The 24,494-nt window shown below is 66.8% G+C and carries 22 protein-coding genes; 13 read left to right on the plus strand and 9 right to left on the minus strand.

Going from position 1 to position 24,494, the window contains the following annotated elements; genetic code table 11:
* Positions 1-63: 63 nt before the first annotated feature.
* Positions 64-564: a type II toxin-antitoxin system PemK/MazF family toxin gene (locus QZZ33_RS10690; protein ID WP_291380003.1), complete on the minus strand. Its 501-nt coding sequence runs from the start codon at positions 562-564 to the stop codon at positions 64-66.
* A gap of 10 nt (positions 565-574) precedes the next feature.
* The gene (locus QZZ33_RS10695) at positions 575-2,302 is read right to left on the minus strand and encodes an EAL domain-containing protein (protein ID WP_291380004.1); all 1,728 of its coding nucleotides are present in this window, start codon (positions 2,300-2,302) and stop codon (positions 575-577) included.
* Positions 2,303-2,437: 135 nt separating this feature from the next.
* On the opposite strand from QZZ33_RS10695, the gene lepA reads away from it, so the two are divergent.
* Together lepA and hemW are read left to right on the plus strand one after the other, a co-directional pair.
* Positions 2,438-4,291 (plus strand): translation elongation factor 4, encoded by a 1,854-nt coding sequence (lepA, locus tag QZZ33_RS10700; protein ID WP_291380005.1) that lies wholly within the window; start codon positions 2,438-2,440, stop codon positions 4,289-4,291.
* A complete protein-coding gene (hemW, locus tag QZZ33_RS10705; RefSeq protein ID WP_291380006.1) occupies positions 4,288-5,499 on the plus strand; it encodes a radical SAM family heme chaperone HemW in 1,212 nt (403 codons plus the stop codon). Before lepA ends, hemW begins: the two co-directional genes overlap by 4 nt.
* Here the strand turns inward: hemW and QZZ33_RS10710 are convergent.
* The 3 genes from QZZ33_RS10710 to QZZ33_RS10720 all read right to left on the minus strand — a co-directional run bounded on the left by QZZ33_RS10710 (position 5,492) and on the right by QZZ33_RS10720 (position 6,740).
* Entirely contained in the window at positions 5,492-5,938 is a 447-nt protein-coding gene (locus QZZ33_RS10710; RefSeq protein WP_291380007.1) for a DUF4870 domain-containing protein, read from the minus strand. The genes hemW and QZZ33_RS10710 overlap by 8 nt on opposite strands.
* A gap of 90 nt (positions 5,939-6,028) precedes the next feature.
* Entirely contained in the window at positions 6,029-6,388 is a 360-nt protein-coding gene (locus tag QZZ33_RS10715) for a DUF4870 domain-containing protein (RefSeq protein ID WP_291380008.1), read from the minus strand.
* On the minus strand, positions 6,381-6,740 hold the full coding sequence (locus QZZ33_RS10720) for a DUF4870 domain-containing protein (protein ID WP_291380009.1): 360 nt from the start codon (positions 6,738-6,740) through the stop codon (positions 6,381-6,383). Before QZZ33_RS10720 ends, QZZ33_RS10715 begins: the two co-directional genes overlap by 8 nt.
* A gap of 107 nt (positions 6,741-6,847) precedes the next feature.
* Here QZZ33_RS10720 and hrcA point away from each other — a divergent pair, with 107 nt between their 5' ends.
* The 9 genes from hrcA (at position 6,848) to QZZ33_RS10765 (ending at position 17,432) form a co-directional block, all read left to right on the plus strand.
* Positions 6,848-7,855 (plus strand): heat-inducible transcriptional repressor HrcA, encoded by a 1,008-nt coding sequence (gene hrcA / locus QZZ33_RS10725; protein ID WP_291380010.1) that lies wholly within the window; start codon positions 6,848-6,850, stop codon positions 7,853-7,855.
* Entirely contained in the window at positions 7,852-8,982 is a 1,131-nt protein-coding gene (gene dnaJ / locus QZZ33_RS10730; RefSeq protein WP_291380011.1) for a molecular chaperone DnaJ, read from the plus strand. Before hrcA ends, dnaJ begins: the two co-directional genes overlap by 4 nt.
* Positions 8,983-8,994: 12 nt before the next feature.
* Positions 8,995-9,774: a 16S rRNA (uracil(1498)-N(3))-methyltransferase gene (locus QZZ33_RS10735; protein ID WP_291380012.1), complete on the plus strand. Its 780-nt coding sequence runs from the start codon at positions 8,995-8,997 to the stop codon at positions 9,772-9,774.
* Positions 9,771-10,109, plus strand: coding sequence for an HIT domain-containing protein (locus QZZ33_RS10740; protein ID WP_291380013.1), 339 nt, complete (start codon positions 9,771-9,773; stop codon positions 10,107-10,109). The genes QZZ33_RS10735 and QZZ33_RS10740 overlap by 4 nt, the downstream gene beginning before the upstream one ends.
* Positions 10,110-10,147: 38 nt before the next feature.
* The gene (locus tag QZZ33_RS10745) at positions 10,148-11,194 is read left to right on the plus strand and encodes a PhoH family protein (RefSeq protein WP_291380041.1); all 1,047 of its coding nucleotides are present in this window, start codon (positions 10,148-10,150) and stop codon (positions 11,192-11,194) included.
* A complete protein-coding gene (gene ybeY / locus QZZ33_RS10750; protein ID WP_291380014.1) occupies positions 11,191-11,646 on the plus strand; it encodes an rRNA maturation RNase YbeY in 456 nt (151 codons plus the stop codon). Before QZZ33_RS10745 ends, ybeY begins: the two co-directional genes overlap by 4 nt.
* Positions 11,643-12,980 carry a CBS domain-containing protein gene (locus QZZ33_RS10755; protein WP_291380015.1) on the plus strand — a complete coding sequence of 446 codons (1,338 nt, stop codon included), beginning with the start codon at positions 11,643-11,645 and terminating at the stop codon, positions 12,978-12,980. The genes ybeY and QZZ33_RS10755 overlap by 4 nt, the downstream gene beginning before the upstream one ends.
* Positions 12,973-13,878: a GTPase Era gene (gene era / locus QZZ33_RS10760; protein ID WP_291380016.1), complete on the plus strand. Its 906-nt coding sequence runs from the start codon at positions 12,973-12,975 to the stop codon at positions 13,876-13,878. The genes QZZ33_RS10755 and era overlap by 8 nt, the downstream gene beginning before the upstream one ends.
* A gap of 101 nt (positions 13,879-13,979) precedes the next feature.
* Complete coding sequence (locus tag QZZ33_RS10765; protein ID WP_291380017.1) at positions 13,980-17,432, plus strand: hypothetical protein; 3,453 nt, start codon at positions 13,980-13,982, stop codon at positions 17,430-17,432.
* An 87-nt stretch (positions 17,433-17,519) separates the two neighbouring features.
* Here QZZ33_RS10765 and QZZ33_RS10770 read toward each other — a convergent pair whose 3' ends face one another.
* Positions 17,520-17,690: a hypothetical protein gene (locus QZZ33_RS10770; protein WP_291380018.1), complete on the minus strand. Its 171-nt coding sequence runs from the start codon at positions 17,688-17,690 to the stop codon at positions 17,520-17,522.
* Positions 17,691-17,937: 247 nt separating this feature from the next.
* Here QZZ33_RS10770 and leuA point away from each other — a divergent pair, with 247 nt between their 5' ends.
* Positions 17,938-19,686 (plus strand): 2-isopropylmalate synthase, encoded by a 1,749-nt coding sequence (leuA, locus tag QZZ33_RS10775; RefSeq protein WP_291380019.1) that lies wholly within the window; start codon positions 17,938-17,940, stop codon positions 19,684-19,686.
* Complete coding sequence (locus tag QZZ33_RS10780) at positions 19,686-20,135, plus strand: GNAT family acetyltransferase (protein WP_291380020.1); 450 nt, start codon at positions 19,686-19,688, stop codon at positions 20,133-20,135. The genes leuA and QZZ33_RS10780 overlap by 1 nt, the downstream gene beginning before the upstream one ends.
* On the opposite strand, the gene QZZ33_RS10785 is transcribed toward QZZ33_RS10780, so the two are convergent.
* From QZZ33_RS10785 to QZZ33_RS10795, 3 genes are read right to left on the minus strand one after another with little or no spacing between them, the layout of a single operon-like run.
* Positions 20,110-22,824, minus strand: coding sequence for a hypothetical protein (locus tag QZZ33_RS10785; protein ID WP_291380021.1), 2,715 nt, complete (start codon positions 22,822-22,824; stop codon positions 20,110-20,112). The genes QZZ33_RS10780 and QZZ33_RS10785 overlap by 26 nt on opposite strands.
* Positions 22,821-23,903, minus strand: a complete 1,083-nt coding sequence (locus tag QZZ33_RS10790) for a hypothetical protein (protein WP_291380022.1) — start codon at positions 23,901-23,903, stop codon at positions 22,821-22,823. The genes QZZ33_RS10785 and QZZ33_RS10790 overlap by 4 nt, the downstream gene beginning before the upstream one ends.
* Complete coding sequence (locus QZZ33_RS10795; protein ID WP_291380023.1) at positions 23,900-24,388, minus strand: RNA polymerase sigma factor; 489 nt, start codon at positions 24,386-24,388, stop codon at positions 23,900-23,902. The genes QZZ33_RS10790 and QZZ33_RS10795 overlap by 4 nt, the downstream gene beginning before the upstream one ends.
* Positions 24,389-24,494: the final 106 nt, after the last annotated feature.

The raw sequence follows: 24,494 nt of genomic DNA on the forward strand, positions 1-24,494 counted from the left end.
ACGACGGTTCTCGTGCGTCGCTCTTGCGCGCACACGGCGTCCTAGCATACCAGCATGGCTGGTTCAGAGCGAGCCAATGACCTTGTCAAAGGTCTTCCGGTCTAGGACGGCACCCTCCCGGCGTACATCGTCCGGGTGGATCCTGATGATCCTATCGAGTCTCACCTCGCTTGGGCGCCGTTTCTTGTCCCACGGCCCGGCGCCCACGTCCATCCAGCGTCGTCCCCAGCGCGCCTCGTCGGCGGCGTCGCGGTCGTGATCCTTGGACGAAAGCATGAGGCAGAGCAGCCAGCCCTTGGCCTCACCGACGGCGAGCACGGGGCGATCCTTGCCTTGAGTGAAGTCGTCCTCGTACGGCACCCACGTCCACAGAATCTCGCCCGGGTCGGCGCGGCCATCGAGCTTGGCGGCGTAGCGCGGCGTGAAGGAGCCTGTGAAGTCGCCAGGGTAGCGGCGGCGTCCCTGTGCCGATCGCTCGGGACGCGGCGAGGATGGCCTGCGGCGGGAGGAGGACCGCACTGCGGCCGCGACGGCCCTTGCCATACTGCCGATGGTGGGGCGCATGCCGATCAGGCTAGCGGGGGCTGGCGTCTTCCAGCCAATTCGGCATGGGAGCCGTGGTTGGCGCGTCGGCCTCGCCGCCGTCCACCGGCAACCCGAGCGTGATCTCGCTGGCTGGCACGGCGTGACCGAACAGGAAGCCCTGACCCAGTTGCCAGCCGTGACGGCGGGCAATGGCAAACTGTGCCTCCGTCTCGATGCCCTCAATGACGCCATACATGGTGAGGGAGCGCGTCAGCGCCGCCATGGCCGTTGAGATGCGATCTCCCGTTCCCCTGTCTCCCAGGCGCAACGTGAACTCGCGGGCGAGTTTGAGCCCGGACACGGGGTTCTGCAAGACGGACGACAGCGCCGAGTAGCCCGTGCCGAAGTCATCGAGGATGAGGTCGACTCCAAGCTCTGTCAGCGCCTTGAGGTCGGCGCGGGCAGACGCGGTGGCGAGCAGTATCCCTGACTCCGTGATCTCGAGGCCGAGCTGGTGGGGCGATGCACCCGACGCATCGAGCGCGCTGCGCACCACGCGTGCGAGGTCGGCGGAGCCAATCTGGCGCGTCGACACATTGACAAATACCCGACCGGTGAAGTCCGGGCGAGCGGCCAGGAACTCGCACGCCTCGTGCAGCACCGCTGACCCGAGCGGCACCACCAGGTTGGCGTCTTCCGAGATGGGGATGAACTCGTCCGGCAGGAGCAGGCCCCTGACGGGGTGCTGCCAGCGGACGAGTGCCTCAAAAGCGACGGTCTCTTGTGTCTCGAGGTCCACGACCGGTTGGTAGTGGACCACCAGTTCACCCTCACGGATGGCAGATCGGAGTTCCGATTCGATGGACAGCTTGGTGAGAGCCGTCTCCCTCATCGATTCGTCAAAGACCTCGAGGCGCGCACGGCCGCCTTGCTTCGCCGCGCACATGGCCATGTCCGCGTTGCGCACCAGCGACTCGGCGGTGAGCCCAGGCGAGGCGATCGCCAGGCCGCCGGACACGGACGGCGCGAGCTCGTGGCCAGCGATGTGGAACGGCTGGCTGATCGCCGCCGCGATCCCGTGCAGCACGGCGCTCGCGGCGTCGACGCCCATGACGTCTTCGACGACGATGACGAACTCGTCGCCTCCGAGCCTTGCCACGGTGTCGGCGGCACGTACCGCCCCCTGGATGCGCCTGGCGATCTCGACCAACATGGTGTCGCCTGCGTCGTGTCCGAGCGAGTCATTGACCGCTTTGAAATGGTCGACGTCGAGGAAGATGCAGGCCACGGTGGCTGCGCGCGGCTCGTGGCTGATGAGCGCGCGGTCAAGCCGCTCCATGAGCAGGGTGCGGTTCCCGAGTCCCGTGAGGTGGTCGTACAGGGAGCGACGCTCGAGGAGGTCGCGGGCCCGCCGAATCTCGGTAACGTCTTCTACCTGCGCCACGTAGTGATGCTCGCCGTCGTCGGCTGTCACCACGTCTGACACGGTGACGCGCACCCAAATGGTGTCGCCATCGTGGTGCAGCAGTCGCTTGTGGACCTGATAGAACGGCAACTCGCCAGCCGCGAGCCGTGTCATCAACTCCGCGTCGCGCGGCAGATCGTCTGGGTGGGTGTACTCGGCGAAGTGGCGGCGCTCCAACTCGCTCGCGCTGCGACCCAGGATGCGGGCAAAAGCCTCGTTCACCTCGACGTAGCGGCCGCCTTGGTCCATGATGACCATGCCGATGGGGGAGTCGCGAAAGGTGAGCCCGAAAAGGTCGTCACGCGTCGCCATGTGATGCGCCCTTCCTTTCGACTCGCGTGCCCATTGTGGCATCGTTCTCAGTATCGGCATCAAGAGAAATCACTGAAGCCTCGCGCCGTGGGACGATAGACGTCCCTGACGTCGTCGAAGGAAGTCCCGCTACCCGTGCCCGCATCCTCCATTGAGCCAGCCGCCACCGCGCCGGCGCTCATTCGCAACTTCTGCATCATCGCTCACATCGACCACGGCAAGTCGACGCTGGCCGACAGGATGCTGGGCATCACTGGCGTGGTTTCCGAGCGCGCGTCACGTGCTCAGTATCTGGATCGCATGGACATCGAGCGCGAACGGGGCATCACGATCAAGTCTCAGGCGGTGCGCATGCCGTGGGAGGTGGAGGGCAAGGACCACGCCCTCAATATGATCGACACTCCCGGCCACGTGGACTTCACGTACGAGGTGTCCCGATCGCTCGCCGCGTGTGAAGGCGCTGTGTTGCTGGTCGACGCGGCTCAGGGCATTGAGGCGCAGACGCTCGCGAACCTGTACCTGGCGATGGAGAACGACCTCGTCATCATCCCTGTGCTCAACAAGATCGACCTGCCCTCCGCAGACCCAGACCGCTACGCCGCAGAGCTGGCGCAGCTGATCGGCTGCGCAGAGGAGGACGTGCTGCGCGTCAGCGGCAAGACCGGCCAGGGCGTCGGCGAGCTGCTCGACAGGGTGGTGCGCGACATCCCCGCGCCTGTGGGGGACGCGTCGGCACCCGCAAGGGCCATGATCTTCGACTCGGTGTACGACACCTACCGCGGCGTCATCACCTACGTCCGCGTGATCGATGGCGAGCTCAAGCCGCGCGAGAAGATCGCCATGATGTCGACTCTCGCGACCCACGATCTGCTCGAGATCGGCGTGATCAGCCCCGAGCCCGTCCCGACCAAGGGGCTGGGTGTGGGTGAGGTGGGGTACCTCATCACCGGCGTGAAGGACGTGCGCCAGTCCAAGGTGGGCGACACCGTGACGCTCGCGGGGCGGCGCGCCCAGCAGTCTCTGCCCGGCTACCGAGACCCGCGCCCCATGGTCTACTCGGGCCTGTTCCCCCTGGACGGTTCGGACTTTCCCGTCTTGCGCGACGCCCTCGACAAACTGCAGCTCAACGACGCTTCGCTCGTGTACGAGCCGGAGAGTTCCGTGGCGCTCGGCTTCGGGTTCCGTTGCGGCTACCTGGGCCTGCTGCACCTCGAGATCGTGCGAGACAGGCTCGAACGCGAGTTCAACCTCGAGCTCATCTCTACCGCGCCCAACGTGGTGTACGAGGTGGAGATGGAGGACGGCAAGATCCACACCGTCACCAACCCTTCAGAGTTCCCGGCAGGCAAGATCGCCCAGGTGCGCGAGCCGATCGTGCGGGCGACCATCCTGGTGCCGAGCGAATTCATCGGCACCGTCATGGAGCTGTGCCAGGAACGTCGCGGCGTGATGGGCACCATGAGCTATCTCAGCGAGACCCGCGTGGAGATGCACTACACGCTGCCGCTCGCCGAGGTGGTGTTCGACTTCTTCGACCAGCTCAAGTCGCGCACGCGCGGCTACGGCTCGCTCGACTACGAACCCTCAGGCGAGCAGGCCTCCGACCTCGTCAAGGTGGACATCCTGCTTCAAGGCGAGACGGTGGATGCCTTCAGCGCCGTGGTGCACAAGGACGCGGCCTACAAGTACGGGCTGTCCATGGTGGGCAAGCTCAAGGACCTCATCGACAGGCAACAGTTCGAGGTGCCCATTCAGGCGGCGATCGGTGCGCGCATCATCGCCCGCGAGACCATCCGCGCCATCCGCAAGGACGTGCTCGCCAAGTGCTACGGCGGCGACATCTCGCGCAAGCGCAAGCTGCTCGAGAAGCAGAAGGCTGGCAAGAAGCGCATGAAGAACATCGGCTCTGTCGAGGTGCCGCCGGAGGCGTTCATCGCCGCGCTCAGCACCTCGGACGATGGAGCCGACAAGGGCAAGAAGAAGTCGTGACCGACGCGGTGGCCGCCGCAGTCCCGGCGTCCGATCCGGCGACGCGCGACTTTGGCGTCTACATCCACGTGCCCTTCTGCCGGGTGCGGTGCGGGTATTGCGACTTCAACACCTACGCACCAGGCGAGGTGGAGGGCGCGACCCGCGAGGGCTATGTCGAGGCCGCGCTGGCGGAGATGGCGATGGCCAGGAGGGTCATGGGCGCCGATGATCGTCCCGCGTCCACCGTGTTCCTTGGCGGCGGCACGCCCACGATGCTCGACGCCTCGGCGCTGGCGAGGCTCTTGGACGGGGTGCGACACAACTGGGGGCTGGCTCCCGACGCCGAGGTCACCACCGAGGCGAACCCCGACTCAGTCTCGGCCGAGTCGCTCGCGGCGCTCGCTGCTGCGGGCTTCAACCGGGTGTCCTTCGGCATGCAATCTGCAGTGCCGCACGTGCTCGCCACTCTCGAGCGCACCCACGATCCCGCCAACGTGGAGCGCGCCGTCGCGTGGGCGCGCGGGGCCGGGCTCGCGGTGAGCCTCGACCTCATCTATGGCACGCCGGGGGAGTCGCTCGAGGACTGGAAGGCGAGTCTGGCGGAGGCCATCAGGCTTGAGCCGGACCATGTGAGCGCCTATGCGCTCGTCATCGAGCAGGGAACCAAGATGGGGGCTCAGTTGCGACGCGGACAGATTGCCCCGACGGACCCAGACACCCAGGCCGACATGTACGAGGCGGCCGATGCGGCGCTCACCGCTGCCGGTTACGGCTGGTACGAGGTGTCCAACTGGGCGCGCAGTCCGGGCCAGGCCTGCCGCCACAACCTCGCGTACTGGCGCAGCCAAGACTGGTGGGGCGTTGGGCCGGGTGCTCACTCCTACCTGGGGCCGCGCGTCGGCCGGGACGGGGAGGCACTGCCCGCGACCAGGTGGTGGAACGTGAAGCATCCCTTGGCCTACGCGACCCGAGTGGGTCAGGAACAAGACCCGGCCGACGGCCGAGAGGAACTGGACGACGATGATCTCGCCGTGGAGCGGATCATGCTCGGCTTGCGTCTGGTGGAGGGCATCCCGGCGTCCGCCGTGGCACGCGACAGGGCCGACACCATTGCCAGGCTCATCGCGAACGATGTGCTGGACGGGGCATCGGCCCTGCGGGGAGTGCTGGTGCTGACGCGTCGCGGCAGGCTCGTGGCCGATGCCGCGGTGCGCGACCTTACTTGACGAACTGAATCGCCATGGGGATGCGGTAGTACTCGCCGTTGGCGGCCTTCACGCCTGCCACGAACGAGATGATGATTGCGTAGAGCACGTACAAGCCCCACAGCGGCAAGGTGACGGCGAGCCCCACCACAAACAGCAGCAGGCCCACGACCACCGCGGCGGCGCCGAGCACGAGAGTAGTGATCTGCAGGTTGAGGTTCTGCTTGCCGTGGTGATCCACGAGAGCGGAGCGGTCCTTGTAAACCAGCCAGATCACGAGGGGAGCAACGATCGCGAGAGTGCCGCCACTGAGCAACGCAGCCGCCGCAGCAATCACGTGCGCGAGCATCGCCCAGGTGCGAGCTTCTGATTCGAGCATGGGTTGCACCGTCGGTCCGACTTGGGCCGGGGCGGGAGCCGGGGTGCCTTCGTCCGTGGACGGGGAGTTGTTCTCTGTCATGTCTCCACTGTGCCAAAACGATTCAGGGCCCCGCATCGGCCTTGTGACCGATTCGGGGCCCTGAGTGAGATCAGGGTGAAACCCTGAGGACTACTTGATGAGGCGCAGGCTGAACGGGTAGCGGTAGTTCTCGCCCTTGTTGGCCTTCATGGCGCCCTGGATGCCGAAGATCAGCGCGCAGATTCCCATGGCGGCCCAGGTCAGGAAGCCGATCAGTACGAGCATCAGGATGGAGCTGACGATGTAGACGATCGCGGCGAGGATGCCGAAGTTCAGGGCTTCCTTGCCTTCTTGGTCAACGAACGTGCTCTTGTCCTTACCGATCAGCCACATGATGAGCGGCGCGATCGCGGGGAAGATGATGTTTCCCGCGTGGGCGATCGTCGCGTAGGTGCGCGCATCAGAGTCGCTGAGCGGGGCCGCTGCTGCGGGAGGGGGTGTGTCAGTCATGTGTTTTCACCACTTTGAGTCGGAACGGATAGTGTGCGGGATTGCCGCGCCGTGCCAGCCAAAATCCTGCCAGACTGAAGTAGATCGCCACGACGGGAAATACCCACAGCGCCAATGTACCGAGAAAGCCGATGAAAGGCACATACATTTTTGTGACGGCCGCCAGAACCATGGCCGCGACCAGCGCTGACGAGAAGTTCGTGGCCTTCGCGGCCTCGGTGGAGGTGAACGAATCGGTGCGCCGCCGTGCCGCGTAGATGAGTACAGGAATGACCGGTCCGGTCAGCGCCGCGAGGTGGGCGAGCCCCGCCACTCCCGTGCTCGCGCTCGTGCGTTCAAGGTAAGTCATCATCGCCTCCGCACCACACGCTAGCGCGCACTTGCCCGACCTCAGACTCCGTGCGCTGAGGACCGCGTAGAATTGGCACTCGCGACAGCCGAGTGCCAACGGGAGGTGGAATGAGCGACGACAGACGTGAGGCGATCTTGCGGGCGATTGTCGAGGGCTATGTGTCCACGAGCGAGCCCGTGGGTTCCAAGGCTCTCGCGCAGCACCATGACCTCGGCGTGTCCCCGGCGACCATTCGCAACGACATGGCGGCACTCGAAGAAGAGGGGCTCATCGCGCAGCCGCACACCTCCGCCGGGCGCATCCCCACCGACAAGGGGTATCGCTACTTTGTCGACATGCTCGCCGCAGCCGCGCTGCAGGACAGCCACAAGCGAGCTATCTCCACGTTCCTATCCGACGCAGTGGACCTCAACGACGTGGTCGAGCGATCCGTTCGTCTGCTCAGTCAACTCACCCGCCAGGTGGCGGTCGTGCAATACCCGTCGCTGCGCGAGAGCCCGGTGCGCCGCGTGGAGCTGGTGCGCATGACGAGCGACCGTGCCCTCGCCGTGGTGGTAAGCGCCGACGCTCGGGTCGAGCAGGCGACCATCGGCGTCCCTGAGACGGTCACGGAGGAAGAGTTCGAGAGTCTCGCTCGTGAGCTCAACGAGACGGCTTCTGGCCTCACGCCAGGACCTCTAGAGTCGGCTCTTTCGTCGTGGACAGAGCACCACGCGACGCACTCGTGGTTAGGCGAGGTTGCGTCGTCCGTGGTGGGCGCCGCGCGCGGCGGAACCATTGAACGCGTCGTCTTTTCCGGCACCGGCAACCTCACCAGGGCGGGGTCTGACCTCAAGGCAGACGCCGTGAGTTCGATTCTGGATGCCCTTGAGGAACAGGTTGTCCTCCTCAGGTTGTTGCACGAGATGGCATCAGAGGGAGGCGTGTCCGTGCGCATCGGCCGGGAGACCGGTCACGCGGCGCTGGCGGGCACGTCGATCGTGGCGGCGGGGTACGGAAACGTGACCTCGCCTGCATTGTTAGGAGCGCTCGGACCGATGCGCATGGACTATCCGGGAACGATGGCTGCGGTGAGAGCCGTGGCACGTTACCTGTCGAAAGTGGTGGAGACGTGAAGGACTATTACGCCGTGCTCGGTGTGCCGAGAACAGCGACAGAGGCCGAGATCAAGAAGGCCTACCGCAAGCTCGCTCGAGAGTTGCACCCTGACGTCGCCGGGCCGGAGGCTGGCGACCGCTTCAAGGATGTCGCCGCGGCGTACGAGGTGCTGGGCAACGCGGACAAGCGCGCCCAGTTTGACCGCGGTGTGGACCCCAGGGGCGGCAACTCCTCGGCCGGCGCAGGAGCTGGCTTCGGCTTCGAAGACATCTTCGAGACGTTCTTTGGCTCGTCTATGGGAGGCTCCGCACGCAGGGGCCCTGCGTCCCGCACGCAGCGGGGAGGGGACTCTCTTGTCGAGGTGGACGTGACGTTGGAAGAGGCCGTGTTCGGCGCTCACCGCGAGGTGATGGTGGATCTTGCCGAGACGTGCACCACGTGCGAGGGCAGTTGTTGCTCGCCCGGCACCCAGCCCACCACGTGTCCACAGTGCAACGGGGCTGGCGTGGTGCAGCGCGTCGCGCGCTCCCTTCTCGGCCAGGTCATGACCACTGCCCCTTGCCCGCGTTGTGGCGGCTTCGGGTCCATCATCGAGAGCCCGTGCACCTCCTGCTCAGGGCAGGGCCGCACGCGCGAGCGCAGGTCGATCGACATCGACATCCCCGCTGGCGTGGAGACGGGCACGCGCATCCGGATGTCGGGTGGAGGCGACGCTGGCCCAGGCGGGGGTCCGCGCGGCGACCTCTACATCGAAATCCGCGAACGCCCCCACGAGACCTTCGAGCGCAGGGGCAATGACCTTCACTGCACGCTCGAACTGCCCATGACGGCGGCGGCGCTCGGCACCGTCGCCACCGTGGAGAGCCTCGACGGACCTCAAGAGATCGACGTGCGGCCGGGGACCCACGCGGGCTCGACTGTGACGCTCAAGGGCCTCGGCGTCGGCCGCCTGCAACGCCCTGGCCGCGGAAACCTTCACGTCCACCTCGACATTCAGACGCCCACTGACCTTGACGAGGAACAGACGGAGTTGCTCACCCAACTGGCGCGGCTGCGTGGCGAGGAGTTCCCAGAGACGAGGCTGGCGCCCATCGGCGGTGGCGTGTTCTCGCGCTTGCGCGAAGCGTTCATGGGCCGCTACTAAACTCTCGTCTTCATGAGTGCCCCTGTTTTCGTGTGCCCTGACGTCGCCGACGCCGTCGTTGGGGGAGTGGTGGCGCTCCGCGGTGCCGAGGCGCGCCACGCGGGCACCGTCCAGCGGCGCGGTGTGGGAGAACGCGTCCACGTGGTCGATGGGCGAGGGCGGCGAGCCACCGGTGTGATCGCCCAGGTGGCAACCGACCGCATTCACATCTCGGTCGAGCGCATCGCCGCCGATGCCGACCCACCCGTGATCCTCGTGCAGGCGCTCGCGAAGGGCGGACGCGCCGAGCAGGCCGTCGAGTCCGCCACCGAACTTGGCGTCACGCGCATCGTGCCGTGGGCGGCAGCCCGCTCCATCGTGCAATGGAAGGGACCCAAGGTCGACAAGGGGCGCCGAGCGTGGCAATCGCTCGTGGTGGCGGCGGTCAAGCAGAGCCGCAGGGCGCTCGTGCCGGAGATCGGCCCGCTCACGACCACGCCGCAACTGGTGCGCGAGGTCGAATCCGCGGTCTCGACAGGGCAGCGGGTGTTGGTGCTCCACGAGGCTGCGGCCACACCCTTGGCCACTCTCGCGTGGGACCGACCGCATCAGCCCGTGTGGCTTGTGGTGGGCCCGGAGGGCGGGATTTCCCAGCCGGAGATGGACGCGCTCACGGCCGCTGGTGCGGAGGCGGTGTTGCTCGGTCCCCACATTCTCAGGGCGTCCTCAGCCGGCCCCGCAGGCATCGCGGCGCTGGCCGCATTGCGCGGCACGTGGTCGAGTGGGCCAGGGCGCAATACGCTGGGGCCATGAGCGATTGCCTGTTTTGCCGCATTGCGGCTGGTGACATCCCCGCCGACGTGGTGGCGCGTACGGACAACGTCGTCGCCTTTCGAGACATCGAGCCCAAGGCTCCCGTGCACGTGCTGGTGGTGCCGATCGCACACGTGGCAAACGTGACGGAGGCCGCCGCGCAGATCCCCGACGTGCTTGCCGAGATGGTCGCGGTCGCGCAGCGAGTGGCGGACGCGGAGGCGGATGGGGAGTTCCGACTGATCTTCAACACGGGCCCGACCGCGGGGCAGAGCGTGTTCCACGCACATGCCCACGTGCTGGGTGGCGCCGAACTCAAGTGGGAGAACGCGTGAGTTCATCCCGAGTCGTGATTGTTGACGACGCCGCCACGATGCCAGCGTTGCTCGGTACCGCGGATTCCGTGCTCAAGGAGGTCGAGCGCGCGTATCCCACGGTCGACGTTTTGGTGCGCGGCAACCACATCTCCCTCACGGGTGACGATGCTGACGTGTCGGAGTGCGCGGCCGCGATCGAGGAGCTTCGCTCGCTGCTCGCGGCGGGCGTCCCCCTGACCCCCGACGTGGCCCGCGAGTCGGTGCGCATGCTGCAGGGCGCGCGATCGGCGGTGGCGGCCGCCCGCCACGACGTCGCTCACGGTGAGGACCCGCCCAGTTCCGTCGCCATCCTGTCCCGATCCATTCTCAGTTCGCGCGGCCGCACCATCCGACCCAAGACGGAGGGGCAAGCCGCCTACGTGCAGCAAATCGAACGCCACACCGTCACCTTCGGCATCGGCCCTGCTGGCACGGGCAAGACCTACCTGGCGATGGCGCAGGCGGTGGCGGCTCTCCAGGCCAAGCGGGTGTCGCGCATCATCCTGACCAGACCGGCCGTTGAGGCGGGGGAGCGGCTCGGATTCCTCCCAGGGACCCTGTCGGAGAAGATCGACCCCTACTTGCGGCCGCTGTATGACGCGCTGCACGACATGGTGGACCCGGAATCGATCCCCAGGCTCATCGAGGCTGGCACGATCGAGGTGGCGCCGCTCGCGTACATGCGCGGGCGCACGCTCAACGACGCGTTCATCATTTTGGACGAGGCGCAGAACACCACACGCGAGCAGATGAAGATGTTCCTCACGCGCCTGGGATTCGGCTCCACCATGGTGGTGACGGGCGACATCACTCAGGTTGACCTCCCCGGAGGCACCACCTCGGGTTTGCGCGCCGCGCGCGACATTCTGCAAGGGATCGACGACATCGGCTTCAGCGAACTCGGAGCCCAAGACGTGGTGCGCCACCGACTCGTGAGCGACATCATCACCGCCTACGCCGGCGACGAGGCGAGGCGGGAGCGCGCGCCGCGCGATGGCCAGCAGCGCCGCTATGCGCACGGCGCCGAGCGTCGGCCCACCCCGCGCAAGGAGACTGACGCGTGATCGAAGTCAACAACGAGACCGACGCCACCATCGACGAGGCGGAGTTTGCCGCGCTGGGTGCCTTCGTGTTGGGGCAGATGCACGTGGCATCGGACGCGGAGTTGGCCATCCTCTTCGTGGACGAGGCCGCCATGACGGACCTCCACGTCAAGTGGATGGACGAACCGGGCCCCACCGATGTGCTGAGCTTCCCGATGGACGAGTTGCGGCCGGGCACGCCGGACACGCCTACGCCTGCTGGCCTGCTGGGAGACATCGTGGTGTGCCCCACCGTCGCGGTGGAACAGGCCAAGAAGGCGGGCCACTCCGCCGAAGAGGAGATGCTTCTCCTGACGACGCATGGCATCCTCCACCTGCTCGGTTACGACCATGCGGAACCGGCGGAAGAGAAGGAGATGTTCGCCCTCCAGCGCAACCTCTTGCTGACCTTCCTCGCGCAGCGCGCCCCATGAGTTCCGAGGCCATTGCGCTGCTCGTCTCGTTTGGGCTGGCGAGCATGCTGGGAGCCGCCGTGATGCACGCCATTGTGGCGGCATTCGAGCAGCTTCCCCACGCCAGGGAACGGGTGATGGGCGAGGCGACACGCGCGGACGGCCGTCCCACCCTTGCGGCGAGGCTTGCGCGTGACACCGACGAGGTGGACAACGCCGCGTCCGTCGTCTACGCCATCCTCGAGGCCGTCGCGCTCGTGTCGTGGAGCGTGCTCGCGTGGACCTGGGGCAGGGAACTCTCGTGGCCCGGATGGGTCGCCGCGCTCGCGACCATGGCCCTCGCGGCCGCGTACTCGCTACTGCTGGTGCGGGCCGCCCCCCGCATGGCGGCGCGCGCGCATCCCGAGACGACGGTGAACGTTCTCGCTCCCATCGGCGTCGCCCTGATCGCACTATCGACGCCGGTGCGCCGTGTGATTCCCGTGTTGCGCATGCCCGCTCTGTCAGAGGCCGAGGACCTGGTGGAGAAGGCCCAAGACGCGCTCGAGGACGAGGATGCGGAACTGCTTCGCGGCGTCGTGAACCTGGGAGACACCCTTGCGCGCGAGGTGATGGTGCCGCGCACCGACATGGTGACCATCGCAGCAGGCACGCCCCTGCGCAAGGCGATGCTGCTATTCATGAGATCCGGCTTCTCCCGCGTGCCTGTGATCGGCGACGGTACGGACGACGTGCGCGGCCTGCTGTACCTCAAGGACGTAGTGCGCGCCACGTGGGACCACCAGGACGCGCTCGACACTCCGGTGGACGAATACATGCGCGAGCCCGTCTTCTTGCCGGAGTCCGTGGCGGCCGACGACCTGCTGAGGCGCATGCAGGACGAGGTGTTTCACATGGCGATCGTGATCGACGAGTTCGGCGGCGTGGCGGGACTCGTGACCATCGAGGATGCGCTGGAAGAAATCGTGGGCGAACTGACGGACGAGCATGATCGCGCCGAGCCGCACGCGGTCGACCTAGGCGAGGGGCGGTTTCGCGTCCCCGCACGGCTGGCGATCGACGAGCTGGGCGAGCTCTTCGACATCGAGATTGAGGACGACGACGTCGACACCGCGGCTGGGCTGCTCACCAAGGCATTGGGCAAAGTGCCGATTCCCGGATCGACCGCACACGCGCACGGGCTGACGCTCACGGCGGAGCGTGCCGAGGGACGTAGGCGTAGGCTCACGTGGCTACTGGTCGAGCGCACCCCCGTGCCGACCGCCGGTGCCGACGATCGAGGCGCCGCTCCAGACGGCAGGAATCGGTCGTCTGGCCGCTCCAATGGAAGAAGAAGGTCCGCCTCAGATGACTGAGTTTCGCTCCGGCTTCGCCGCGTTTGTTGGCCGTCCCAACGCAGGCAAGTCGACCCTCATGAACGCGCTCGTGGGGGAGAAGGTCGCCATCATGTCGTCGCGCCCTCAGACCACCCGCCGCGCCATCCGCGGCATCGTCAATCGGGACGACGCCCAACTGGTCGTCGTCGACACTCCTGGCCTGCATCGTCCCCGCACGCTGCTCGGCGAGCGGCTGAACGACGTGGTGAGGGAGACGTTCGCCGAGGTGGACGTCATCGGCTTCTGCCTCCCGGCCGACGAGAAGATCGGCCCCGGCGACAAGTGGATCGCGCGCGAGCTGAGCGAGGCTAGGGCGCCCGTGGTCGCGATCGTCACCAAGGTCGACAAGGTGTCGCGTGACCGCGTGGCAGCGCACCTCATGGAGGTCCAAGAACTCGGCGACTTTGTCGACATCGTGCCCGTCTCTTCGGTCGAGGGCATCCAGGTGGACGTGCTCACCGACGTGCTGGTGAGCCACCTTCCCGCAGGCCCGGTGCTGTACAGGGATGGCGAGGTGACGGACGAGCCTGAAGACGTCATGGTCGCGGAGCTCATTCGCGAGGCCGCGCTCGAGGGTGTGCGCGACGAGTTGCCGCACTCGATTGCCGTGATGGTCGAGGAGATGGTCGAGCGCGAACAGGACGCCGACGACCCTCGGACGCCCGTGCTGATCGTTCGCGCCCAGTTGTATGTCGAGCGCGACAGTCAGAAGGGCATCATCATCGGGAAGGGCGGCGAACGCCTCAAGGCCGTGGGAGCCGAGGCGCGCGCGGGAATCGAGCGTCTCCTGGGCAGGCGCGTCTACCTGGACCTGCACATCAAGATCGCCAAGGAGTGGCAGCGAGACCCCAAGCAATTGGGGCGCATGGGCTTTTGACAAGCGCCCTCTGAACCGGTTCCATTGGGGGGTGTGGTCGCGCTCTCACGGTGACGCGATCGCGTCACTCGCGTGATCGATTCTGCCCATGGAGGCGTGCAATGACGGACGAACTGGCGGCCACTGCTGCGACGACGCGCGGGCCGCGGGAGGACGTCGACGGCGCCCTAGTAGACCTCGACGGCGAGCGCTTCTATCGCATCGGTCACTACGACCGCATGGACCCGTTCTTCATGAGCGTGGTGAGCGACTCAGACCACTGGATGTTCCTGTCGAGCACCGGGGGCCTCACCGCCGGCCGCCGCGAACCCGACAACTCGCTCTTCCCGTACTACACCGATGACCGCATCCACGATTCCGCGGAGACCACAGGATCGCTCACCGTGGTGCGCGCCACTCGCGAGGGCCGGGCGATGCTGTGGGAGCCGTTCTCGACCCGCCAGGAGGGCCTCTTCCGCACCGAACGCGCGCTCTACAAGAGCGTCTACGGCAACCGTGTGGTCTTCGAGGAGGCCAACCACGACCTCGGCCTCGTGTTCCGCTACTCGTGGGCCAACAGCGACGCGTACGGCTTTGTGCGGCAGTCACAGTTGCGCAACACCTCAGACGCCCCCGTCTCCGTCGAGATCCTGGACGGCATCCGCAACGTGTTGCCATCCGGCGTCAGCCGTCGATTCCAACTGGAGTTCAGCACGCTCGTCGATGGCTACAAGCGCACAGAGACGGCCGAGGACACCGACCTCGCCCTCTTCCGACTCAGTTCGATCCCCGTGGACACCGCCGAGCCCAGCGAGGCGCTCAGGGTCAACGTGGCGTGGGCGACCGGCCTCGAGGACGCCACCGTGTTGTTGTCGGAGATCCAGTGCGACGCGTTCCGCCGCGGACTAGCGGTCACGGCAGAGACGGACATTCGCGGTCGACGCGGCGCGTACCTGGTGTCTGCGTCGCTCTCCCTCGGCCCGGGGGAGTCCGCGGACTGGCTTGTGGCGGCGGAGGTCGAGCTGGACGCCACGCGAGTGCGCGCCCTCATGAGGGACATGGCCGAGCCAGGCCTGAAGGACCGGGTCCTCGCCGATGTCGCCCGCGGCACGGAGAAGTTGGTGCGCATCGTCGGCGAGACGGACGGCCTGCAGGCCACCGCCGACGAGCCGAGCGTGTGGCGCCACTTCGCCAACACCCTGTTCAACGCGATGCGTGGAGGCATTCCCGACCGCGGCTACGGCATCTCGCGCGACGACCTCCGCGCGTATCTGGCGAAGACGAACGCCCCCGTCGGCGCCCGCCACGCCGACTTCATCGCCTCCCTCCCCGCCGAGCTGCTGCGCGACGACCTGATGGAGCGCGTCGCGGCCGTCGGCGACATCGACCTTGAGCGGCTCGCGGCCGAGTACTTGCCGCTGTCGTTCAGCCGTCGCCACGGGGATCCCAGCCGCCCCTGGAACTCGTTCTCCATTCGCCTGAAGGACGACCAGGGCCAGCCAATGCTGAACTACCAGGGAAATTGGCGAGACATCTTCCAGAATTGGGAGGCGCTCGCGCTGTCCTACCCTGCGTTTGTCGACGCGATGCTCTTCAAGTTTGCGGACTCCTCCACCGTGGACGGCTACAACCCGTACCGCGTGCTGCGCGAGGGCTACGAGTGGGAAGTGCTGGACCCCGAGGACGATTGGGCGAACATCGGCTATTGGGGCGATCACCAGGTGATCTACCTGTTGCGCCTGCTCGAGGTCGCCGAACGCCACAGCCCCGGCAGCCTCGCCCCGCTGCTGAGTCGCAAGGTGTTCACGTTCGCGGACGTTCCCTACCGGATCCGGCCGTACGAGCACCTGCTGCGCGATCCCAGGGACACGATTGACTTTGACCAGAGCGTGAACGACGCGGCGCTTGAGCGCGCGACAAGGATCGGCTCGGACGGCAAGGCAGTGCTTGACGCCGACGGCGGCCTGCTACGCGCCAACCTCACCGAGAAGTTGCTCATCGTGGCGCTCTCCAAGCTGTCGAACTACGTTCCTGCCGCCGGCATCTGGATGAACACTCAGCGCCCCGAATGGAACGACGCGAACAACGCGTTGGTCGGCAACGGCGTGTCCATGGTCACGCTGTGCTACCTGCGCAGGTATCTGGCGTTTGTGGACGCACAGTTCACGGCGTCTGGCATTCGCGAGGTTGAGATTGCGGCGCCAGTGGCGCAGTGGCTCGCCGACGTCGCGGGAGCCTTCGGGGATCACGCGCACCTCGCGTCGGGCGCGGTCTCCGACGCGGACCGCAAAGCGCTGCTCGATCAACTGGGGGCCGCGGGCACCGCGCACCGCGAACGCGCCTACGGCGAGGCGTCTCGCGGGCCGGCGACCACCGTGCCTATGGCGGAGGTGCGCGCGTGCATCCAGGCGGCACTGCGCCACGCGGACCACACGATCGCCAGCAATCGCCGCGAGGACGGCCTGTACCACTCGTACAACATCATGCGCGTGTCGCCGGACGGGATTGCGATCAAGCATCTCAACGAGATGCTTGAGGGTCAGGTTGCAGTGCTGAGTAGCGGACTGCTCGACACCGCTCAGATCGCGGATCTGCTGGACGCCTTGCGGGCAAGCGAGCTGTACCGCGCTGATCAGAACAGTTACATCCTGTATCCAGACCACGAGCTTCCGCACTTTCTCGATAAGAATCTGGTGCCAGCCGACGACGTGGCGGGCTCGGGCCTGCTCACGGCAATGCTGGAGCGGGGAGACAACCGCATCGTCACCGCCGACGTTGATGGTGCAGTGCACTTCAATGCCGCCTTCCGCAACGCCGACTACTTGGCCGAGGCCCTTGCCGCCGTCGGCGAGGGGGAGTACGCCTCGCTGGTCGAAAAGGACGGCGCCCGCGTGCTCGGCATCTACGAGGAGGTCTTCCACCACGCATCCTTCACGGGGCGCTCTGGCACGTTCTACAAGTACGAGGGTCTCGGCTCGATCTACTGGCACATGGTGTCGAAGCTGCTGCTTGCGGTGGACGAGGCGCGTCTTGGTGCAATCCAGTCCGGCGCGGCGCCTGCCGACATCGCGCGGCTCGAGCGCCACTACGACCAGATCCGGGAGGGCATCGGGGTCCACAAGTCGCCGGCCGACTACGGTGCGGTGCCCACCGACCCGTACTCGCACACGCCCAGCTTCTCCGGAGTGCAGCAGCCAGGAATGACGGGTCAGGTGAAGGAGGACCTCATCACACGCGCGAGCGAGATGGGTGTGGTGGTCGAGGGCGGGGTCATCCGGTTTGAGCCGCGGATCGTGCGCACCCAGGAGTTCCTCGACGCGCCCGCGAACCTCAGCTATGTCCGCCTGGACGGCGAGCTCGAGGACGTTGCACTGGAGACGGGGACGATGGGCTTCACGCTGTGTCAGGTACCGGTGGTGCTCCACCGCGACGGCCAGGAAGGCATCGTCGTGACCCGTGGGGTCCAAGAGGACCGGATTGACGGACTCGGCCTGGGCCGTGGCGACTCGGCGGCGATCTTCGGGCGCACCGGCCAGATCTCCCGCCTCGACGTCTTCTTGGGGCTTGCGGACTGAGCCTGAGCTAGGCAACGCAAAACGCCCCGGTCACCGCAAGGGTGACGGGGGCGTCGGCGAGGGTTTGTCGAGGCGGGCGGCTGCTTCTCAGTAGCCCGTCTTGGCCATGATCGAAATGCCCTGGGCGATCATCATGAAGAACGCCCCCGAACTCAGCATGAGGATGGCGAGGATGGCGGGCACCGTGTAGTACGGCGCGTCCTTGATGTCGTTCTTCTTGGCCTTGGGGCTCCGGGTCTCGACCTGTGCGTGGGACATGGGTTTCTCCTTGTGGGGCGTTCTAGTTGTTTGGTTAGTTGGTACAGTAACTAACTAATCATGTTCTGATCCGCGTGTCAACGCTTGACCCAAGATTTCTTTCATCGGCTAGGGTGTGGCTATGCGTGCACGGCGGGTCACCCTGCTCCTTCGTCGCCGCGACGAGGCCTAACCAGCCGGATACTCGTCGCGGTGGTTGGTGTGCCGGCTAGCAACTAGCCCCTCCAAGACTTGCGAAGGATTCATCATGGCACCACACGCTCATTACACCGGCGGCGACCAGGGCGCTTCTCATATGTCCCTGCACCGCTACCGCCCCTTCCACGAGCTGATCACCGTCGAACTGCCCGATCGCACGTGGCCGACCCGCCGCATCGACAAGGCGCCACGCTGGTGCGCCGTCGATCTGCGCGACGGCAACCAGGCCCTCATCGAGCCCATGAACGCCGAGCGCAAGATGCGCCTGTTCGACCTGCTCGTCAAGATGGGCTACCGGGAGATCGAGGTCGGTTTCCCTTCGGCCAGCCAGACCGACTTCGACTTTGTGCGCGCCCTCATCGAGCAAGACAAGATCCCTGACGACGTCACGATCCAGGTGCTGACCCAGGCCCGCGAGCACCTCATTGAGCGCACCTACGAGTCGCTCCGCGGCGCCAAGAATGCGATTGTGCACCTGTACAACTCCACGTCGATCCTGCAGCGCGATGTGGTGTTCCGTGCGGACAAGGACGAGATCAGGAACATCGCCACGCACGGAGCGATGCTGTGCCAGAAATTCGAAGAGCTCATCCCAGACACCCAGGTGTTCTACGAGTACAGCCCCGAGTCCTACACCGGCACCGAGCTCGAGTACGCGGTCGAGGTGTGCAACGCAGTCCTGGACGTGTGGAAGCCCACGCCTGAGCGCAAGGTGATCATCAACCTGCCCGCCACCGTCGAGATGGCCACGCCCAACGTGTATGCCGACTCGATCGAGTGGATGAGTCGTCACCTGGACTACCGCGAGTCTGTGGTGCTGAGCCTGCACCCCCACAACGACCGCGGCACCGCCGTCGCGGCCGCCGAGCTGGGCTATATGGCAGGCGCGGATCGCATCGAGGGCTGCCTGTTCGGCAACGGCGAGCGCACCGGCAACGTGGACCTGGTGACGCTCGGCATGAACCTGTTCAGCCAGGGAATCGACCCGCAGATCGACTTCAGCGACATGGACGAGATCCGCCGCACCGTGGAGTACTGCACGCAGCTCGACGTGCACCCCCGCCACCCGTGGGGAGGAGACCTGGTCTTCACCGCATTCTCCGGTTCCCACCAGGACGCCATCAAGAAGGGCCTGGAGCGCATGGAGGACACGGCCGCGCGCAAGGGCGTCTCCGTGGGCGACCTGGAGTGGGCGGTGCCGTATCTGCCGATCGACCCCAAGGACGTGGGCCGCTCCTACGAGGCCGTCATCCGGGTCAACTCGCAATCGGGCAAGGGCGGAGTTGCGTACCTGCTCAAGTCGGAGCGTCATCTCGACCTTCCCCGACGTCTCCAGATCGAGTTCTCTCGGGTCGTCCAGAGTGCAGCAGACGCTTCTGGGGCAGAGATGACGGCCGACGCAATTTGGCAGATCTTCGAGGACGAGTACCTGCCCGCGACCGAACCCGACAAGGCGTGGGGGCGCTTCTCGCTCCAGGGGACCAGGACGTCGTCGAGTGACACTGACGCCGACACCCTCTCCGCCGACGTCGTGGACGCAGGTGAACTCCTCACCATTGAGGGATCTGGCAATGGCCCCGTCGACGCCTTCGTGGCCGCGCTGGGCACGCGCGGCGTCAAGGTCGAGGTGCTCGACTACGCCGAGCATGCGCTCACCGCTGGCGGCGACTCCAAGGCGGCGGCGTACGTCGAGTGCCAAATTGGCGAGGACATCCTGTGGGGCGTCGGCATCGACCCGTCGATCACCACGGCCTCCCTCAAGGCGATCATCTCGGCGGTGAACAGGGCGGCACGCTAGTGGTCCTCGTGCGACCGTTTGTGCTGGAAGATGAGGCAGCGGTCGCCGCGATCTGGGAGGAGGCGTTCCCTGCGGATCCTCCCCGGAACGCGCCTCGCGGGCTCATCGAGCGCAAACTCGCTCGTGACTCAGAACTCTTCTGGGTCGCTGACGAAGGCGGCCGTGTCGTCGGCGCGGTTGTCGCGGGCTACGACGGGGTGAGGGGATGGCTCTACCATCTCGCCGTGGCGTCGTCTCATCGAAGGCGGGGGATTGGTGCTGCGCTCGTGGAGCATGCGGTCGACACCCTGCGGAGTCTTGGATGTGTCAAGGTCAACCTTCAGGTGCGTCGCGGCAACGACAGCGTGCGCGGCTTCTATGAGGCCCTTGGGTGGGTCGAGGACCCGGTGATGAGTATGGGACTCCTGCTCGAACCTCCCGACGCTAGCCCGCGCGTACCTGTGACCTGAGGAAGTTGCCGTCGTCGTCTGGCCCGTACTCGAGCACGACGCCGCCAAGGAGGTCCTCGATGCTCACAAGCGCGCTCGCCTCGACGTCCACGGGACTGCCCTGGAGGTACCAGTAGGGCATCGGCGTGCACGTGTAGTCGCCCCACTCTTCGGCGAACGTGTTGCGCCTGAACCGTGCGAAGGCCTCGATCTCCACGGGTTCGCCGTGAGACAGCGACACCGTGTCCCTGAAGGCCCGCTGGTAGCGCGTGACGCGGTCCGGGACGCCGCATGCGCTGTAGCGCCTGTCGTCGTACTCCCAGCCGCCGGAGGCAAGCGACTCGACCAGGTCGTCGTCCACATCGGCGTCGAGCCGGTTGTTGTACCCCCCTTGCACGCCCACCGAGAGCGAGGAGTACGCGGTCTGAGCGTACGTGGAGAAGTTCTCATTGGCGGCGGCCAGGATGCGTCCGCGCACCGGCACCTCGAGAGGGTCGACCCTGAGCTCGTGCCACCGAGTCGCGTCCCAGCCGGTGTCACCCCACACGGGAATGATCGTGTCCGTCGGGTCGGTGACCACCACGCGATAGGAGGCCCCTGCGCACAGTCCGCTGATCACCCGCTCTCCGCGTGCTCCCATCGGGTCGATAGTCACGCCCACCCGCTCGGGAGCTTCACCCACGGTGCAGAGCGGCTCGCCAGGGTCAGCCGACATCAAATGGAGGTACACCGTGTGCGAGGAGTCAGCGTGGAGGCCGACGCTCACTGTCACGTCCACGCCTTCGTTAGCGTCGAGTCGCCACGGCCGGTCGACCACCGAGGTGTCCACCTCCACGTAGGGCAGCTCTGGCGTCCCTGGGTCGGTGTCGCCGTAACGCGGCTCGCCGGTGCGGAACGACCTCGCCCCGTTGCCTTCTGTGTGCACGTAGTAGACCACGGCGCTGAGCTGTCCCGCGCTGCGCATCGGCACGTCGGCGTCGCAGTCGGAGCCAAAACCGGATCCGCACATGACCCGCTCTGTCGGGATCTCCGGCAGGGGAACCATGACCATCTGTGGGTCCCTGCCCACGCAACCCTCATCGCCACAGCGGGGGTCGATCCGCAGACGGGAGAGCGCGCCGTAGGTGTCGCCGGACGTGCCGTCAAGTTCGATGCGGAGCGGGAGTCCGTGGCGGACCATGCGGTTGACGCCGGTGACGTCTCCGCACAAGACGCGGTCGCCAGGCGTCCATATCGTGGTATCGCCTGCGCCGAACTCCATGGACACGCCCTCCGCGCAACCGGCGTTCGTTCCGGATCCGGCGGGCGGCAGGTAGGCCCACGCGCCCGTGACGTCCCGCCCCAACGCATCCCATGTGTTGTGCACCGACTCGACCTCGATGCTCGGGTGATATGCCTCTGGCGTGCTGACGGGGATCGCCTCCACCGCGACGGGACGGCTGTCTGAGCCCGAATCGCGATCGTCCATCCAGTACAGGCACATCAAGAAGTCAGTACCCTCTGCCAGGAAGATCTCGTGGGTTTGCGCCACGTCGTGCTCCGGCAGGTAGGGGTAGTCGTCGGCCTCGCGCACGTCGGCTGGGATCGAGGTTTCGCTCAGGGGCGCGCCCGTGATGGCACTCGCCGCCAACGCGCCGGACGTCGACGCATACTCTGGCAGGCACCTGGCGGCACCGCCGGGGCCTTCCGCCGCCGTCAAAGGGAGGGCGCGAGTGCTCAGCCACTGGTCGCTCGGCAGCGTCGCGTTGACGAGCACGCGGTCCACGTTCATGGGCACCACGAGCGTGGGCCGGCGGGTCTGAGCCGAGGGGTCTCCCACGCGCAACTCCAGCGGCACGTCGCGCGGGTACACGAAGCTGATGTTGCCGTCGGCCGCGTCAGAGAAAGTCGCCTCAACCGCGTAGACGCCGGGGTCCAGGCTGTCGACGAGCACGCATTCGGTCATCCACTGCTCGGGGTCTGAAGGAGTGGACGCGTCGCTCGCGAACCACTCGCCCCATGCGGCGTCGTGCGCCTCGGTGGTGACACCAACGGTGCGCTCGCGCCAGGTGCCAGAGTCGACGGAATACAGAGTCAGCTCGATGTCTGCTGGCCGGTTCACCGTGAGGCCTATCTGCACCATTCCCGTCGGGAGGTCCATCGGCTCGCACTCCGGGTAGTACGGGTACGGCGCGGTGCCCGGGTAGCGAGGCGTCAGCGAGATCATGCCGTCGAAGGGAGGCGGCGTCTCGAGGGTGAAGAGCACTGTTCCTCCCACGCCGTCCGGGCAGTAGTCGGGGGTCGGCTCCATGGCGCACAGGTCGATCACCGGCTCCTCGGCGCCGCCGACGCCATCGCCGGGAGCGAGAGGGACCTCGCCTGGCGCGGGGGACTCGGGCAGGGGAGTGACAGGACCAGGCGATGAACCCTCCGCGGCGTCGGGCGTCGCGGGTAGGCCCTCGTCGCTCGCGCCTGCGTAGATCTCATAGGTGTCGAGGGCGATGCCGCTCTCGCTCGCGTCCTCACGTGCGGCCTGATCCTCCTCGACCCAGGCCACAGCCGCCGCGCTCGCGTCGCCTTCGAACTCGAACGGCACCACCACGCCGACGGTCTCGGCCGACGCTGGAGCCACCTCGGTCTGGTCAGACGGGTCGGGGCTCCGAACGGAATGCGCGACGAGCATGCCCAGCAGGAAGGCCGCGACGGGAAGGGCGATCTTGAGGATTCTCATGAGATGCACTCCCACACCTGAATCGGGGCCAACTGGAGCGAACTCGTGTTCCCGGCTGCGTCGCGGGCGGTGATTGTCACCGTGACGTTCTCGGAGGCGCCAGGATCGATGGAACTCATTGCGAACGGGCCGAAGGTGCCGGAGTAGCTGCCTCCGCCTTGCGGCGAGAGCGTGGCCGACTTCGACTGGCCCTGGAGCGTCCACGTCGCTCGCACTTGCGTCACCCCGACGTTGTCGGTGGCAAAGGCCGACAACGAGGTGCTGGTCGGGCTCGTTGCGCACGGAGTCACGTAGACGAGGGAGGAACCGGACGCCCCGTTGCTGACCTGTGGCGCCTGAGTGTCCGGCGGCGGTGGAGGTGGAGGCGGCGGCGGAGGCGGCGGCGCGGGCGCAGGGTCGGGGTTGGGCGCAGGCTCGGCCGTCTGCTCGGGCTGGGGCGACGGGCTCGGCGTGGGAGAGGGCTGGGGCGACGCAGTCGGCTCCAGCGCGACGGCATCGACGTTGGTATCGCAGTTGATCGTGGGTAGCCCGGCCGTGTCGGCATCCGCCGCAATGTACTGCGCATCCACGAACACCACGTCGCCGTCGCCCCGCACATGGCGCACTCCAAGGTAGCCGTCCGACTGGCCCACCACAAAGACGCGATCGCCGCGATACAGCGCGCCCGCTTCCTGGTCTCCTGGACACGAGTAGACCGGCACCGCGTGCAGTACCTCGCTGGTCGCGTTCGCGGTCGCGTCGCCGCCGGAGCCTGCAATCGCCATGCCTGTAGCGGCGCCCGCCACGATTGCGAGGGCGGTGATCACGGCGGTCCCAGACCACCCGGCAAGAGGTCCGCCAGCGCCGGCTCCCGCCGACGCAGCACTCCCGGAGCTCGTCGCTCCGGAACCGTCGCCGCCTGGCCCGCCGCCCGCGCCAGGGCCGCCATCGCCACCGCCATCGCCATCGCCATCGCCATCGCCATCGCCACCGGCCTCGCCGAGTCGCTCCAGGATGCGAGTCGTGACGGCGTCTGCGTCGACGGGGGGCGCGTCAATAGCGTCGTTGAGAGCTTCTCGCAGGAGAGCATCGATGCTCATGATGCCTCCTCAAGCAGGTGGGCTAGGGCGGCGCGACCGCGGTGCAGTTGGGTCTTGACTGTTCCCTCGGTGACGTCCAGGGCGTCGGCGATGTCCGCAATCGAGGCGTCAAGGTAGTAGTGCATCAGCACCGTGGTTCGCTGCTTGGGAGGCAGTTCCGCAACAGCGCTGAGCATCGAGACGCGGCGGTCCGTCACTTCCGTGCTATCGGTCGCTTCGGGGGCGGCGAGCCGATCACGTGCGCGCCGTTCCGCCTGGCGGCGGCGCTGCTGCGTGCGCACATGGTTGATCGCGACGGTCGTGACCCACGCGCGGGCGTTGCGCGGCTCGTGGTGGTCGGCGAGCATCGTGACGAGCGCCTCTTGGACCGCGTCCTCGGCCGCATCGGGCGCGCCCGTCGCCGCGCCTACCGTCGCCACCACTCGTGCATAGTCGTGCTCAACGAAGGCGCGAACCTGAGCAGAAGCGTAGGGGTCCGCCTGCATACCAGGTGATGGTAGCGGCGGCTGCGCCCGCGTGCTCGTTGACATGTCCCTAAGACGCGTGGGGGAGGCGAAAAGGTTGACACGGCGAATCCGCACTTGCGAATTG

The organism is Demequina sp. (genome assembly GCF_016278775.1).
GTDB lineage: Bacteria > Actinomycetota > Actinomycetes > Actinomycetales > Demequinaceae > Demequina.

Bases quoted from the DNA above. Each gene is read 5' to 3' on its own strand.
- QZZ33_RS10690 (WP_291380003.1), bottom strand. From the start codon at position 564: ATGCGCCCCACCATCGGCAGTATGGCAAGGGCCGTCGCGGCCGCAGTG.
- QZZ33_RS10695 (WP_291380004.1), bottom strand. From the start codon at position 2,302: ATGGCGACGCGTGACGACCTTTTCGGGCTCACCTTTCGCGACTCCCCC.
- QZZ33_RS10710 (WP_291380007.1), bottom strand. From the start codon at position 5,938: ATGACAGAGAACAACTCCCCGTCCACGGACGAAGGCACCCCGGCTCCC.
- QZZ33_RS10715 (WP_291380008.1), bottom strand. From the start codon at position 6,388: ATGACTGACACACCCCCTCCCGCAGCAGCGGCCCCGCTCAGCGACTCT.
- QZZ33_RS10720 (WP_291380009.1), bottom strand. From the start codon at position 6,740: ATGATGACTTACCTTGAACGCACGAGCGCGAGCACGGGAGTGGCGGGG.
- hrcA (WP_291380010.1), top strand. From the start codon at position 6,848: ATGAGCGACGACAGACGTGAGGCGATCTTGCGGGCGATTGTCGAGGGC.
- QZZ33_RS10735 (WP_291380012.1), top strand. From the start codon at position 8,995: ATGAGTGCCCCTGTTTTCGTGTGCCCTGACGTCGCCGACGCCGTCGTT.
- QZZ33_RS10740 (WP_291380013.1), top strand. From the start codon at position 9,771: ATGAGCGATTGCCTGTTTTGCCGCATTGCGGCTGGTGACATCCCCGCC.
- QZZ33_RS10745 (WP_291380041.1), top strand. From the start codon at position 10,148: ATGCCAGCGTTGCTCGGTACCGCGGATTCCGTGCTCAAGGAGGTCGAG.
- QZZ33_RS10755 (WP_291380015.1), top strand. From the start codon at position 11,643: ATGAGTTCCGAGGCCATTGCGCTGCTCGTCTCGTTTGGGCTGGCGAGC.
- era (WP_291380016.1), top strand. From the start codon at position 12,973: ATGACTGAGTTTCGCTCCGGCTTCGCCGCGTTTGTTGGCCGTCCCAAC.
- QZZ33_RS10765 (WP_291380017.1), top strand. From the start codon at position 13,980: ATGACGGACGAACTGGCGGCCACTGCTGCGACGACGCGCGGGCCGCGG.
- QZZ33_RS10770 (WP_291380018.1), bottom strand. From the start codon at position 17,690: ATGTCCCACGCACAGGTCGAGACCCGGAGCCCCAAGGCCAAGAAGAAC.
- leuA (WP_291380019.1), top strand. From the start codon at position 17,938: ATGGCACCACACGCTCATTACACCGGCGGCGACCAGGGCGCTTCTCAT.
- QZZ33_RS10785 (WP_291380021.1), bottom strand. From the start codon at position 22,824: ATGAGAATCCTCAAGATCGCCCTTCCCGTCGCGGCCTTCCTGCTGGGC.
- QZZ33_RS10790 (WP_291380022.1), bottom strand. From the start codon at position 23,903: ATGAGCATCGATGCTCTCCTGCGAGAAGCTCTCAACGACGCTATTGAC.
- QZZ33_RS10795 (WP_291380023.1), bottom strand. From the start codon at position 24,388: ATGCAGGCGGACCCCTACGCTTCTGCTCAGGTTCGCGCCTTCGTTGAG.